The organism is Thalassotalea montiporae, assembly GCF_053485855.1.
This window is the reverse complement of record NZ_JBQRUO010000004.1, coordinates 256,474-269,181: the sequence shown is the minus strand read 5'-3', so window position 1 is coordinate 269,181 and position 12,708 is coordinate 256,474. Positions and strand designations below refer to the sequence as shown.

Annotated in this window: 13 protein-coding genes; 7 read left to right on the top strand and 6 right to left on the bottom strand. The window is 41.0% G+C overall.

Going from position 1 to position 12,708, the window contains the following annotated elements; all coding sequences use genetic code 11:
• Positions 1-28: 28 nt before the first annotated feature.
• Complete coding sequence (locus ACSLUR_RS13955) at positions 29-667, top strand: riboflavin synthase subunit alpha (RefSeq protein ID WP_448555514.1); 639 nt, start codon at positions 29-31, stop codon at positions 665-667.
• 61 nt (positions 668-728) lie between these two features.
• Here ACSLUR_RS13955 and ACSLUR_RS13950 read toward each other — a convergent pair whose 3' ends face one another.
• The 3 genes from ACSLUR_RS13950 to ACSLUR_RS13940 form a co-directional block, all read right to left on the bottom strand.
• The gene (locus ACSLUR_RS13950; RefSeq protein WP_448555512.1) at positions 729-935 is read right to left on the bottom strand and encodes a CPXCG motif-containing cysteine-rich protein; all 207 of its coding nucleotides are present in this window, start codon (positions 933-935) and stop codon (positions 729-731) included.
• A 141-nt stretch (positions 936-1,076) separates the two neighbouring features.
• A complete protein-coding gene (locus tag ACSLUR_RS13945; RefSeq protein ID WP_448555510.1) occupies positions 1,077-1,946 on the bottom strand; it encodes a fructosamine kinase family protein in 870 nt (289 codons plus the stop codon).
• A gap of 107 nt (positions 1,947-2,053) precedes the next feature.
• Entirely contained in the window at positions 2,054-2,830 is a 777-nt protein-coding gene (locus ACSLUR_RS13940) for an START domain-containing protein (RefSeq protein WP_448555508.1), read from the bottom strand.
• Positions 2,831-3,009: 179 nt separating this feature from the next.
• On the opposite strand from ACSLUR_RS13940, the gene thrS reads away from it, so the two are divergent.
• The 6 genes from thrS (at position 3,010) to ACSLUR_RS13910 (ending at position 10,097) form a co-directional block, all read left to right on the top strand.
• Positions 3,010-4,920 (top strand): threonine--tRNA ligase, encoded by a 1,911-nt coding sequence (gene thrS, locus ACSLUR_RS13935; protein WP_448555506.1) that lies wholly within the window; start codon positions 3,010-3,012, stop codon positions 4,918-4,920.
• Positions 4,921-5,012: 92 nt separating this feature from the next.
• Entirely contained in the window at positions 5,013-5,579 is a 567-nt protein-coding gene (gene infC / locus ACSLUR_RS13930) for a translation initiation factor IF-3 (protein ID WP_448555605.1), read from the top strand.
• A 156-nt stretch (positions 5,580-5,735) separates the two neighbouring features.
• Positions 5,736-5,930: a 50S ribosomal protein L35 gene (rpmI, locus tag ACSLUR_RS13925; RefSeq protein WP_116000135.1), complete on the top strand. Its 195-nt coding sequence runs from the start codon at positions 5,736-5,738 to the stop codon at positions 5,928-5,930.
• Positions 5,931-5,946: 16 nt separating this feature from the next.
• Positions 5,947-6,306 (top strand): 50S ribosomal protein L20, encoded by a 360-nt coding sequence (gene rplT, locus ACSLUR_RS13920; protein ID WP_116000136.1) that lies wholly within the window; start codon positions 5,947-5,949, stop codon positions 6,304-6,306.
• A 156-nt stretch (positions 6,307-6,462) separates the two neighbouring features.
• The gene (locus ACSLUR_RS13915; RefSeq protein WP_448555503.1) at positions 6,463-7,566 is read left to right on the top strand and encodes a phosphoribosylaminoimidazolesuccinocarboxamide synthase; all 1,104 of its coding nucleotides are present in this window, start codon (positions 6,463-6,465) and stop codon (positions 7,564-7,566) included.
• A gap of 386 nt (positions 7,567-7,952) precedes the next feature.
• The gene (locus ACSLUR_RS13910; RefSeq protein ID WP_448555501.1) at positions 7,953-10,097 is read left to right on the top strand and encodes a methyl-accepting chemotaxis protein; all 2,145 of its coding nucleotides are present in this window, start codon (positions 7,953-7,955) and stop codon (positions 10,095-10,097) included.
• 401 nt (positions 10,098-10,498) lie between these two features.
• Here ACSLUR_RS13910 and ACSLUR_RS13905 read toward each other — a convergent pair whose 3' ends face one another.
• The 3 genes from ACSLUR_RS13905 to ACSLUR_RS13895 all read right to left on the bottom strand — a co-directional run bounded on the left by ACSLUR_RS13905 (position 10,499) and on the right by ACSLUR_RS13895 (position 12,675).
• Complete coding sequence (locus tag ACSLUR_RS13905; RefSeq protein ID WP_448555499.1) at positions 10,499-11,137, bottom strand: GNAT family N-acetyltransferase; 639 nt, start codon at positions 11,135-11,137, stop codon at positions 10,499-10,501.
• A gap of 15 nt (positions 11,138-11,152) precedes the next feature.
• Positions 11,153-11,869, bottom strand: a complete 717-nt coding sequence (locus tag ACSLUR_RS13900) for a YehS family protein (RefSeq protein ID WP_448555497.1) — start codon at positions 11,867-11,869, stop codon at positions 11,153-11,155.
• A gap of 113 nt (positions 11,870-11,982) precedes the next feature.
• On the bottom strand, positions 11,983-12,675 hold the full coding sequence (locus tag ACSLUR_RS13895; protein ID WP_448555495.1) for a helix-turn-helix domain-containing protein: 693 nt from the start codon (positions 12,673-12,675) through the stop codon (positions 11,983-11,985).
• Between the last annotated feature and the right edge of the window lie 33 nt (positions 12,676-12,708).

Below are 12,708 nucleotides of genomic sequence, written 5' to 3'. Positions count from 1 at the left end.
GCGAAAATTTTTAAGGGGTAAATAATATATGTTTACTGGGATTGTGCAATCGAAAGCACAAGTTTTATCAGCACAAACTAAGCATGGCGTTTGCCAGTTATGCATCGCTGTTGACAAGCAATATGCACAGCAAATTGAGTTGGGCGCCAGTATCGCTATTAATGGTGTATGTTTAACTGTTGTCGAGCAGCAATCGCTTGATGAAACGCTCGACAAAATTCGCTTTGATGTGATTGATGAAACGTTACGCGTAACCAACCTTGCATCGATTAAAGCTGGCGATTTTGTGAATTATGAGCGGTCGTTAAAAGTTGGCGATGAAATCGGCGGGCATCAAGTCTCAGGCCATATTCATGCCATGGCCAGTGTGACTCAAATTGAAAATATTGGTGATAATCGCAGTATTTATTTTGAGTTGGCGCCAAGCCAACAAGCAGCTTATGCAAAGTACTTATTTGGCAAAGGGTTTATTTCAATTAATGGCACGAGTTTGACCTTAGGTGAGTCAGTGGAAAACGGTCACTTCAATGTGCATTTGATCCCTGAAACATTAACCAGAACCAATATTGGTGATCTTAAGGTTGGTGATAACGTCAATATTGAAATGGATCAGCAAACCATTACTATCGTGTCGACGATAGAGCGAATGAAATTGCAATTGGGCTAACCTTAAAAACGCAGAGATAAGTCGGCCAGTTTTACGCCGCTTTTCGCTCAAACATTTGCGCCTAAAAAACTTGCTCGTCGTCTGCGTCTACTTGTAGCTCAATCTTTTGCCCGACCTCATCAATATGCATATTGAAATGAATTTCACTGCAGCATGCAGGGCATTCGTCGTAATAATCTTGGTCACCGGCACTTGGGTCTAACGTTACGTGTAAGTGGTGTCCGCAGTGTGGACACTCAATCCGCTGTTGCTGAAGTTCTTCGAGCATAATTGACCTCTTCACCTTTGCTCAAACGTCTTTTAAGTATGACCAAAATATGTGATTCTGCTAGCTACAGCTAAGTCTCTGAAAAGCAGTAGAATACTGGTTTATAGGCGTTTGACGTGAATTTTTAACGAATGGTCGTGGCTAACTTGGCGTTGATAAAATACGCTGTAAATTAGCCTTTGACTGGTCAATGTAGATACCACCGAACATATTGGCGTGGTTAAGTACATGGTAAAAGTTATAAAGCAGTTTTCGTTTGGCATAACTTTTCGATAATGGATATGTTGCTTGGTAGCCTTGATAAAAACTTGTCGGAAACAAACCAAATAATTCGGTCATGGCAATATCAGCTTCGCGATCACCGTAGTAACACGCAGGGTCATAAATAACGCCCTGTAATTCAGTGAAACTTACGTTACCTTGCCATAAATCGCCGTGAAGTAAGCTAGGTTGTGGGTGATGGTGAGCGAGCAACTTTTGGCAATGCGCACAAATGTAGTCAATATCGCCCAGCAAAATTGATTTTTCTTCTAACAAGGCTAATTGCCAACCAATACGTTGCTCTGCAAAAAATACACTCCAATTCTTCTGCCATTTATTGGGTTGTCGAGTATGACCAAGGTAGTTGTCGTGTTGCCAACCAAATTCGCCATGGGTGCATACTTGGTGCATTAAGGCAAGTTGCTGACCGATTTGAAACCACTGGCTATCGCTGCCACTGGTTAATGCTAGATATTCAAGCACCAGAAAACTTTTATCTAGTGTGCTACCAATCGCAATAGGCTTGGGTGATTTAACGTCAGAAAGGCTGGCCAATTGGTCAAGCGAATACCACTCTTGCGCAAAGTTATCGTATGCAGTTTTGTTGTTCACCTTAACGAAGTAGTTTTGGTCTTTACCACTAATGTGAAATGTTAAGTTGATATCGCCGCCAGAAATAGGGGATTTACTTTCAATACTAAACGCCTTTCCTGTGCTTTTAGTAATCGCAGACTCTACGCTGTGCCACATAGTTAATAGAATATTAAATACCAATAATTGCTTAGTATAGAACAAGTTGCAGTATGTGCTTGCCAACAAAAAACTATTAAATAGTGGCGTTTTACCAGCATCCTTACTTACGGTGTTGGAGAAATTTGAACTGCTTGCTCTTTAATTGAATTGATATGAAATTGTTGCCATTGAGATGCGGGTAACTGTTGTTCAATGTTTCGCATGGTTTGCCATACGGAATTCACTGTCATTTGATTAACCAGCCAAACTGGAATGGCACCATTTGGATCAACACTAAATTCGTAGGCAATATGAATATAACCAAGTCGCTCAATTGGTTTGATGAGCCAGTTAGCGTGCAATACGCTAACCCTAACAATGTCGTTTGATAGCGGTATTTCATTGCTTGCATCTTTCACATCAATATTGATGCTAAGATCCGGCTGTTGTGTAAACTCTGTGTCTATCACCATATCTCGGGGCTTAACTGGCCAAATGCCTTCAAAGTAGGTGATGAAAATATTACGGGTTGGCGATTCCTGGCTGATCAATTCACTATGGTATGCATTATCCAGCCAATTGGGAATATTGTCGTAATCTTGTAAAAACAATAAAAAACCGGAAAGGGAAGATCGAACGGTAAGCTCGGCTCTAATATGAGCAAGGTGCTTGTTTTCGTTTTGCTTTTGAAACTTTGCAGGCTTAGCTGTATAGACTTTAATAGCGTCGCTTGTTCGCACTAATTGCCAATGTGTAGCTGTGCTCTTATTTTCAACTTTTTCTACACCAGCATTCGCGTAACTTTTACCAAGAATAAGAGGGTTTGCAACAATTGATAAAAGCAGTGGAAACGTTATTTTAACGAAATGATGAAAAAGCTTTGAAAAACGCCTGTTTGCCATTGAAATATCCGCTTAATTTTTCTATTCTTCCGAGCTCATTTGTATTAGACCATATTTTGCGTGTTTTAGGTTCGAAAAGGTAATTCGAAACGATAGTGCTATTTCTGATGGCTAATCATACTTTTATTTAAATTAACAAGCGGCGCTACGTGTGCGTCGCCACTGTGTAAGGAAATTTCATGCCTGTAATTACTCTCCCAGACGGAAGTCAACGTTCTTTCGATAATCCAGTATCTGTAATGGATGTTGCATTAGACATTGGTCCTGGTTTAGCAAAAGCGACACTAGCGGGTCGCATTAATGGTGAGCGCGTAGATGCGTGCGAAATGATCACCGAAGATTGCCAACTACAGTTGATCACTGCGAAAGATGAAGATGGTCTGGAGATTATTCGCCACTCTTGTGCTCATTTGTTAGGTCACGCGATCAAGCAATTATTCCCTGATGTAAAAATGGCGATTGGTCCAACAATCGACAACGGTTTTTACTATGACATCGATTTAGAGCAAGCATTAAACGATGATGATTTAGCTAAGTTAGAAAAGCGCATGCTTGAGCTTGCTAAAACTAACTACGCGGTTGTGAAGAAAACTGTTTCTTGGCAAGAAGCACGCGACACCTTTGAAGCGCGTGGCGAAAGCTACAAGATGGAAATCTTAGACGAAAACATCGAGAAAGATGATCGTCCAGGCTTATACCACCACGAAGAATACATCGACATGTGTCGTGGCCCACACGTACCAAACATGAAGCACTGTCATCACTTTAAACTGATGAATGTTGCTGGTGCCTACTGGCGTGGTGATTCAGAAAACAAAATGCTACAGCGTATCTACGGCACCGCATGGGCAGATAAGAAGCAATTAAAAGCTTACTTGCAACGCTTGGCCGAAGCTGAAAAGCGCGATCATCGTAAAATTGGTAAAGCATTAGACTTATTCCACTGGCAAACCGAAGCGCCGGGCATGGTGTTCTGGCACAACGATGGCTGGACTATTTATACTGAGCTTGAAAAATTCGTTCGCCAAAAGTTACACGAGTACGATTACGACGAAGTAAAAGGTCCATTAATGATGGATCGTCAGTTATGGGAGCGCTCAGGTCACTGGGACAAATACGCAGAAAACATGTTCACGACAGAATCTGAAAAGCGTGAATATGCGATTAAGCCAATGAACTGCCCAGGTCACGTGCAAATTTTCAACCAAGGTCTGAAGTCATACCGTGATTTACCGCTGCGTATGGCAGAGTTTGGTTGTTGTCACCGTAACGAGCCATCAGGTGCATTACACGGCTTAATGCGTGTGCGTGGTTTCACCCAAGATGACGCCCACATTTTCTGTACTGAAGATCAAGTACAAGCAGAAGTTACTAAGTGTATTGAAATGGTTTACGATGTATACAAAACCTTTGGTTTTGAAGACATTCTCGTAAAACTTTCGACGCGTCCAGAAAAGCGTATCGGCGCTGACGAAATTTGGGATAAAGCCGAAGAAGGTTTAGCCAACGCGCTTAAGTCTTTAGACATCCCATTTGAGTACTTACCAGGTGAAGGTGCATTCTACGGTCCGAAAATTGAGTTCACTTTACTCGATTGTTTAGGCCGTAACTGGCAATGTGGTACGGTGCAGCTAGACTTTGCACTGCCAGGTCGTTTAGATGCGTCTTACATTGGTGAAGATGGCGAGCGTCATGTACCAGTTATGATCCACCGTGCAATCTTAGGTTCATTAGAGCGTTTCATCGGTATTTTAATCGAAGAATACTCAGGTAAATTCCCAACTTGGTTATCACCAATTCAGGCAACCGTGATGAATATCACCGACAAACAAGGTGAATATTGTGAAAATGTTGTGAAAAAACTGAAAGAAAGTGGATTTAGAGCCAAAGTTGACTTGAGAAATGAGAAGATAGGCTTTAAAATCCGCGAGCACACTTTGAAGCGTGTTCCATATCTTTTAGTCGTTGGTGACAAAGAGATGGAAAATGGCGAAATTGCTGTTCGTACACGCGGTGGTGAAGATTTAGGAAAAATGTCGGTTGACGACTTTATTGCTAAGCTAACACAAGAAGTTAGCGACAGAACCTAATCATAGTGATTAGCAAGTAAAGTTAAAACGGACACAACACGTTATTTTATCCAGGCATGAATGCAAAACCATGCCTGATTATTTTTAGTTCTTTGGAGGAACAGGCTATTAAAGGTGGTCAAAGAGGCGGTCAAAAAGAGCCGGCACATCGTTTAAATGAGTTAATTACAGGTATTCCTGGAAACGAAGTTCGCTTAATTGGTTATGACGGCGAAGCAGCTGGTATCGTAACGTTAAACGAAGCGATGAACTTAGCGGAGCAAGCAGGTGTTGATTTAGTAGAAATCAGCCCAACGGCAAAACCGCCTGTGTGTCGTGTAATGGATTACGGTAAGTTCCTTTACGAAAAAGCCAAAGAGCAAAAAGAACAGCGTAAAAAGCAGAAACAAATTCAGGTTAAGGAAATTAAATTCCGTCCTGGTACAGATGAAGGCGACTATCAGGTCAAACTACGCAACCTGAAGCGCTTTTTAGAAGGTGGTGACAAGGCTAAGGTAACAGTACGTTTCCGCGGTCGTGAAATGGCCCACCAAGACATTGGTATCGAGCTTTTAAACCGTGTTAAAGCGGATTTACAAGACATAGCATCTGTAGAATTCTTCCCTAAAAAGGCAGAAGGTCGTCAGATGATTATGGTTCTCGCACCAATCAAACGTTAGTAGTTTGGTCTACAAGTAGTTAATCCGCTTATTTTTATAATTGGATTGCTCACCACTATTATCTTGAAGCTGGTTATTAAGGCCTGCAAGTAGAGCGCAATAAGCACTCTCGCCTTGATAGCTTAATATTAATGGCAGAAATGCGGAGTATTTTTCATGCCTAAAATGAAAACTAACAAAGGTGCTGCAAAGCGCTTTAAGCCTACAGCTAACGGCTATAAATTCAAGCAAGCTGGTCTTCGTCACATCCTGACTAAGCGCCGTACCAAAGTTAAGCGTCACTTACGTGCTAAATGCCTAGTTGCCGCTTCTGACATCAAGTCAGTTAAGAAAATGTTACGTCACGCTTAATAGGAGAACTTAGACAATGGCAAGAGTAAAACGTGGTGTTGTAGCACGCCGTTCTCATAAAAAAGTTTTAAAGCAAGCTAAAGGTTACTACGGTGCTCGTAGTCGCGTTTATCGCGTTGCTTTCCAAGCAGTAACTAAAGCTGGCCAATACGCATACCGTGACCGTCGTCAACGTAAGCGTCAATTCCGTCAACTTTGGATTGCTCGTATCAACGCTGCATCTCGTCAAAATGGTTTATCTTACAGCCGTTTCATCAACGGTCTTAAGAAAGCTTCTATCGAGATCGATCGTAAGATCTTAGCAGACATCGCTGTATACGATAAAGCTGCTTTCACTGTACTAGTAGAAAAAGCAAACGCGGCATTAGCTGCTTAAGCTTGACTATTTGAATAGTTGAAACACAAAAAAGGACGCACTAGCGTCCTTTTTTATTAGCTAACATTTATTAGTTAACAAAAGCCTAAAGAAATTATTAATGTGTTTTCATCGATTGAAATCAGACTAATAGATTCTTTAAAGGAAAGTATAAGCATGAGTCTTGCTGATCAAGTTTTGGCGGTAAATGATGATTTACCCATCCGCACTGATAAACCTGTTCACAGTGGTAAAGTTCGTAGCGTTTATTGGTTAACTGAAGCCGACAGTCGTCGTTTAATCATCGAGAAAGGATACGACGTTCCCGCCGACACACCATTAGCCATAATGGTGATCAGCGACCGCATTTCAGCCTTTGACTGTATTTGGACAGGTGAGGGTGGCATGCGTGGTGTGCCAGGTAAAGGTGCAGCGCTCAATGCGGTTTCAAACCATTGGTTTAAGCTGTTTAAAGAGCAAGGCTTGGCTGATAGTCACATTCTTGATATTCCTCACCCATTTGTATGGATCGTACAAAAAGCACAACCAGTGATGATTGAAGCGATCTGCCGTCAATACATTACCGGCTCTATGTGGCGTGCCTACGAAAAAGGCGAGCGTGATTTTTGTGGTATTGAATTACCAGAAGGCTTAAGCAAAGACAGCAAGTTACCAGAGTTGTTACAAACGCCATCAACAAAAGGTATTTTGAAAGGGATCCCTGATGTACCAGAAGCAGATGACGTTAACATTACCCGTAAAAATATTGTCGATAACTTCCAAGCCTTCAACTTTAAGTCGGTCGATGATATCGCTTTGTACGAAAAGCTGTTAACGCAGGGCTTTGATGTAATCTCAGACGCGCTTGGCAAGCTTGACCAAATTTTTGTTGATACCAAATTTGAATTTGGTTACGTCAAAGACAAAGCCGGTAACGACAAGTTAATTTACATGGATGAAGTGGGCACACCAGATTCTTCTCGTATTTGGGACGGTGAACAATATCGCGCTGGTAAAGTGGTGGAGAATTCAAAAGAAGGTTTCCGCCAACTATTGCTTAGTCATTTCCCAGATCCAGACATTCTCTTAAATAAAGACCGAATGGTAGAGCGTGAAGCATTGGCGCGAGATAATGAGTTACCTGCCGACGTACTCATGCAAGTGTCAAAAACTTATACCGATATTGCCGAGAAAATTACCGGTGAAAAAATCGTGTTAAGCGACAATCCTAAAGCTGAGATCATTAAAATATTGAAAACTCAGTACCAATTAGTTGAATAGGCAGTTATTATTTCTGCGAGGTTAATCGGCGAACTCAGCAAATAAAGCATCTGTAATCGTTACTAAAATTTGCTGGGCTTGCCCGTTAGTGAAGCTAATATGTAATAGTTAATATGATTTAGCACAGAACTATTTATATAACTTTGTATATAACGATGTTTACCAATTAGAGAGTATTCATTAAGTATCTAGGTAATTATTGAAAAATACATAAACGACACACATTTGTATGCGCCCCGTTAAATCCTAAGGTAATATTAAGAATAATCTAATCATTACAACTACCTTTATACCTAACAAATGTATTTCAGATTGCGAGAAACTCAAATTTAGACTAGTTTCTCCATCTAAGTGTCCTTCAAATTAAGACAAAGGAATTTCCAGTTATGGCAACGAAAACCGCTAGTACCCCAGATCACGACTATCAACAAATGATCGCAAAAGTTGATGCATTAAATAAGGTACAGGCCGTTATTGAATTTACATTAGACGGCACAATCGTGACCGCCAATGATAATTTTCTCAACGCAATGGGTTACACATTGGAAGAAGTTGTAGGCAAGCACCATAGCATGTTTGCAGAAGCTGGCTATGCGAATACCGCGGAATACGCAGCATTTTGGCAGCAGTTAAACCAAGGCGAATTTGTCACCGGTGAGTTCAAACGTATTGGTAAAGATGGTCAGCCAGTTTGGATCCAAGCATCGTACAATCCAATTTTCAACGAAGAAGGCGAAGCCACAGGTGTTGTAAAATTTGCAACTGACATCACCGAGCAAAAAATAGCGGCGGCGAACTTTCAAGGTCAAATTGATGCTATCAGTAAATCTCAAGCGGTAATTGAATTTAATATGGATGGCACCATTATCACGGCGAATGATAACTTCCTTAATGCCATGGGTTATACTTTAGTCGAAGTACAAGGTAAGCATCATAGTATCTTTGCTGATCCTGAGTACGCTAACAGCCTAGAGTACAAGCTGTTTTGGGAAAAACTAGGCCGCGGTGAATTTGAAGCGGGTGAATACCGACGTGTCGGTAAAAATGGGAAAGAAGTTTGGATTCAGGCTTCCTACAACCCAATATTAGATATGGAAGGCAAGCCATTTAAAGTGGTTAAGTATGCTTCAGATATCACGACACAAAAATTAGAGTCTGCTAATTTCTCAGGCCAGATTGACGCTATTGGTAAATCACAAGCGGTGATTGAGTTTGAATTAGACGGTACCATTATTGATGCCAATGAAAACTTTTTAATGACCATGGGCTACACCCTGGCTGAAGTGAAAGGTAAACATCACAGCATGTTTGCAGAGCCAGAAGTTGCCGGCAGTGCTGAATATCAGCAATTTTGGCAAAAACTAGGCCAAGGTCAGTTCGACTCAGGTGAATACCGTCGTTTAGGTAAGTTTGGTAAAGAAGTTTGGATTCAAGCTTCATATAACCCAATTTTAGATATGAACGGTAAGCCATTTAAAGTGGTTAAGTACGCCACTGATATTACGCAGCGCAAACAAGCGATATCAGAAATCAAAGACAGCATTATGTCGTTATCGGAAGGGGATTTAACCAACCGTATTGACGCTGATCTAGGTGAAGAATTCAGCGTGTTAGGTGATTCGATGAATTCCTTGCTGGATAACTTAAACGATATGATGAGCACGATTCGCGATGCTGCTGATCATGTGTTCCACTCTTCGCGTGAGTTAGCTGTTGGCAACAGTGAGTTAAGTCAACGTACTGAATCTCAAGCAGCAAGCCTTGAAGAAACTGCCTCAGCTATGGAAGAACTGACTTCTACGGTTCAGCAAAATGCCAATAACGCAACGGAAGCGACCAAGCTTTCTACTGCGGCGATGAGTAAAGCCAGTGATGGTGGCGACGTGGTTAACAATGCGATTGCTGCGATGCAGGCTATTGAAAAGTCGAGTAAGAAAATCTCTGACATCATCGGTGTTATTGATGAAATTGCATTCCAAACCAACCTACTTGCACTAAACGCCGCAGTTGAAGCAGCACGTGCTGGTGAGCAAGGTCGTGGTTTTGCGGTTGTTGCAAGTGAAGTTCGTAACTTAGCACAGCGCAGTGCGTCTGCGGCGAAAGAAATCAAAGGTTTGATTAACGACAGTGTTGATGCAGTTAATCAAGGTAGCAAGCTTGTTGATGATACAGGCAAGACATTTAGCGATGTTATCGGCGCGGTACAAGAAGTGGTTACTATGATTTCGGATATTGACTCCGCAAGTCGCGAGCAAGCGGTTGGCATCAGCGAAGTGAGCAATGCGGTTTCGCAAATGGATTCGATGACACAGCAAAATGCTGCATTAGTTGAAGAAGCGACGGCGGCTAGTCGTTCGATGGAAGAGAAAGCGCAAGACTTACTTGAGCAAGTATCAAATTTCGAAACTGATGAGGCTTTACAGAGCCCAGTATTAAAACCTGAAGTGACTCGCGCTAAAGATTTCAGCCCACGCCCTAAGCCGGCAGCGCGTTTACGCAAGCCTGTAGTTAATGAGTGGGAAGACTTCTAATTATCGTTTCGCAATAGCTAATAAGCTAAGATAGTTAGCAATATATTAAAAAAGCCATCATCGATTCTTATCGATGATGGCTTTTTTAAATCGCATGTTTTAGCTGGAGGTTACTAGTTGCTATTTAATACCAAATTGAATAATTATTTGATCACTCAGCGAGAATTTAAAGGCTCATAGACAAGGCTTGACGTGTAGAGAATGGTTATTCCCTTGTCAAACGGTATAACGCAGTATATGAGCCTTTAAAACTCGCCCTTGGGAATGCATAAGCAGCATGATAACTGCACAAAATTCACTTGATGTAGAACGGCTATATCGTCATAAATTTCGTTTGTTCTAATACTGCTTGTGTCATTCTGAGAGGCTAAATAATTAATCAAATTGGTATAAGGCCAGTTTTATTCGTTATCAGCTAGTAACTTAGGTGACGTGACCAAAATCTCATAGGGTAAAGGCTCGGCCAATAAGTTTTCATCAATACTGAGTGATTGAAAGCCTTGTTTTTGGAAGTAGACCGAAATTTCTGAACTTGTTGCGGTTTGCTCAGTCAACTTCATGGCTTGATAGTAAGCTTTATCTTCAGCCAACTCACATTCTTCTGGGTCGATAAAAAAGTGCATTGGCATTGCCATTAACCAAATCGACTGGGCTTTTGAATATTCGTTTGCAAGGTAATTTAGGATCGCTTTAGCTAAACCTTTACCTTGGTATGCTGGCAAAACGCTAATCGCCTCTAGCATAATGTGCTGGGTTGCCTTTTTACTTTCTTGTTTTACTGAAAGTTGCTCGCCAAGGTCAGCTTTTACATTGTGCCCTTTAAAAAATAAGTTTAATGGCAGCTCCCAATCTGTGGCACCTAGTTCTTCAAGTGCTTCACAGCTTTGTAGCGCATTGCGATGTTTGTTGATGGTTAGTAACTCTAATTCAACTTTGGCAATAAGTTGATCGCCATCTAATACATTTAGCTCTTGATAAAGCTGCCATTCAAAATTTGTTTTAATCTCTGGCGATTGCAGGGAAAAGGTATAGTCGGTCATGAATTTGCCTTGTGCTTACTTATCTTTTTGTCCCCAGATTTGCTCTGGTTTAAGTTTCAATGTTTTGCGCTCATCTGACTTCATGCTGTCATCGCGTTGATTACTGGCATTTGGATTCACATAAACTTTACTTTTGTTTGGTCGCGCGCCTTGTTTCGCAAATTTGTCAGTTTTACTTTTTTTATTGGTAACAGCACTTTTGGGCTTGCCAGCATGCTTATTAGGTTGGGTGTTTGCTGAGCCATCCTGGTGGTCAGCGACAGCAGAGTTTCTGATTGGTCGCTGTTTTTGCTGGATTGCCGTTAACAAGTTACGCAATATTTGATCTTTACATTGACGAAAATGCTTGTGATCAGGCTTTCTAAAAAATGCACTTAGTTCAGCTTTACCTAAATTAAAATCAACCGATTTTAGTAAGGCTAATATATCTTCAGCTTTCAGTGATAAGGCAATTTTTATCTTAGTTAAAATTAAATTATTGCTAAGCTGTTTTTCGTTGATTGGCGTTTGCCCATCTTTTTTACCGCGATTTTTAACTATCCAGCCATTTAGGAAACCTGCTAACTTTTGATCTGACAGGTTAACTTGATCTTTATCGTCATCTTTTCTTAACCAGTTGACTACTTGCTCGGTGGTCACACCAACATCTGCCAGTGCAAAGATGTCGCAAATCTGCTTGTCTGTGAAGTTATAGGTAAAACGCAGTCGGCGCAGAATATCGTTATTAGTCACTCGTTAATCTCATGAAAAGGGTAAACGTGCATTTTAGCATGAAATTGGTGATGCGCGCTTAACTTTGTAGCGCTACGATATTTTTACGCTTTGGAATTGGATGTAATTAATTATTAAGTATTAGCAACTTCTTTACGCAACTCATTAATACACTTATCACATTTTGCTTTTAGACATTTAGAAAGCTTTTCATGTTCAGTGAACACTTTAGTGACACTAAAAGAAATCCCCTCTAGCAACTGTGTTTGATTAACAATGGGCATTAGTGTGCATTGGTAAATATGGGGATTATGCACTGTGCTTATGTGAAATGAATCAATACGCAACTGGGTTAGCAGCTTAAGTGCGTTTAGTTTGATGCGTTTTAATTGTTGAACACAGATATGACTGGTTAAGTCTTCGAAACTATCTACAGGGCCCGCTGCTGGGTTCAAAATAGTGCTTGTGTTATAGCAACTTATTTTCCCTGTGCTGAAGTGATAGGCGCCAATTAGCACATCAAGTTCTGTAAGGTGCTGCTTGGTATCATTAAACGCATGATTATCTAGCACTTTAATAAAGGCATTTTTACCTGAATTTACACTTTGTTCTCGTGTAGTAAAACCTTTCGTGCCATATCGTAGCCAGTCTTCATCAACCGCTAAACTGCGGGCGAGTTTGGTTAGAGAGTGCGAGCTGATGTTGTCGGTAGCAAACCATTTGTAAATTGATTGTCGGCTAATGTTGGTGAGCCGAGATAACTGCGAAATCGAGATGTTGCGCTCTGCCAACAACTTTTTCAGTCGGGAAGAAAACTTATGTGCCATAAACTTCAGGCTAGTACTTTTGCTTACTTTTAT

Excerpts from the sequence above, each read along its gene's own strand:
- ACSLUR_RS13955 (WP_448555514.1), top strand. The coding sequence starts at position 29 with ATGTTTACTGGGATTGTGCAATCGAAAGCACAAGTTTTATCAGCACAA.
- ACSLUR_RS13950 (WP_448555512.1), bottom strand. The coding sequence starts at position 935 with ATGCTCGAAGAACTTCAGCAACAGCGGATTGAGTGTCCACACTGCGGA.
- ACSLUR_RS13945 (WP_448555510.1), bottom strand. The coding sequence starts at position 1,946 with ATGTGGCACAGCGTAGAGTCTGCGATTACTAAAAGCACAGGAAAGGCG.
- ACSLUR_RS13940 (WP_448555508.1), bottom strand. The coding sequence starts at position 2,830 with ATGGCAAACAGGCGTTTTTCAAAGCTTTTTCATCATTTCGTTAAAATA.
- thrS (WP_448555506.1), top strand. The coding sequence starts at position 3,010 with ATGCCTGTAATTACTCTCCCAGACGGAAGTCAACGTTCTTTCGATAAT.
- rpmI (WP_116000135.1), top strand. The coding sequence starts at position 5,736 with ATGCCTAAAATGAAAACTAACAAAGGTGCTGCAAAGCGCTTTAAGCCT.
- rplT (WP_116000136.1), top strand. The coding sequence starts at position 5,947 with ATGGCAAGAGTAAAACGTGGTGTTGTAGCACGCCGTTCTCATAAAAAA.
- ACSLUR_RS13915 (WP_448555503.1), top strand. The coding sequence starts at position 6,463 with ATGAGTCTTGCTGATCAAGTTTTGGCGGTAAATGATGATTTACCCATC.
- ACSLUR_RS13910 (WP_448555501.1), top strand. The coding sequence starts at position 7,953 with ATGGCAACGAAAACCGCTAGTACCCCAGATCACGACTATCAACAAATG.
- ACSLUR_RS13905 (WP_448555499.1), bottom strand. The coding sequence starts at position 11,137 with ATGACCGACTATACCTTTTCCCTGCAATCGCCAGAGATTAAAACAAAT.
- ACSLUR_RS13895 (WP_448555495.1), bottom strand. The coding sequence starts at position 12,675 with ATGGCACATAAGTTTTCTTCCCGACTGAAAAAGTTGTTGGCAGAGCGC.